The following is a 537-nucleotide window of genomic DNA, read 5'->3' on the forward strand; positions in this document are numbered from 1 at the left end:
TGACGCGCATTTCATCGCGCGAAAGATAAGAGCGTCCTTTGCCGAACTTCAGCCAGCGGTCAATTCGTATTCCGTCCATGACCTCAACGACGCCATAGGTGCCGGCCTCGATCACCATGCCAGTCCATTCAGCCTGCGGTGCAGTACTCGGAAGCCAAGCGGAAAACCAGCCCCGATAATCCGGGGTCACGCCATCGAAATCGCCCATCCCTTTTGCCCAAGTCGAGCGCGCGTCGTCACCGAGCCATTCGAACATACGCTCATACCCCTCCGAACCGGGCTCCATCATCGGGATATGGCTGAGCTCACCATAATCACCGAGACCGGTGTGCCACTCGATGAAAGCAATTTTCTTCGTTCCAGCGAATATCTTAGGAAGGAGGTTCTCAACCACGGAGCGCGACCAAGAGGGGCCGGTGCCGATATAATTCATGCCCGTTGGCTCAATGATCTGACCTCCACCGGCAGCCGAAACCAGCCGCTTCGCGCCATACTCGCGCGTCAGTTCGTCGCGGACATTGCTCCAGTCAATCGTTT

1 protein-coding gene is annotated in these 537 nt (G+C 57.0%); it reads right to left on the reverse strand.

Features of this window, described 5'->3' with window-relative positions:
• On the reverse strand, positions 1–537 hold a 537-nt coding region (locus SOP95_RS31520), incomplete at both ends, for a DUF2817 domain-containing protein (protein ID WP_323609517.1).

The sequence above is a fragment of the Pseudomonas sp. YuFO8 genome (assembly GCF_035065025.1).
Taxonomy (GTDB): domain Bacteria; phylum Pseudomonadota; class Gammaproteobacteria; order Pseudomonadales; family Pseudomonadaceae; genus Aquipseudomonas; species Aquipseudomonas putida_AE.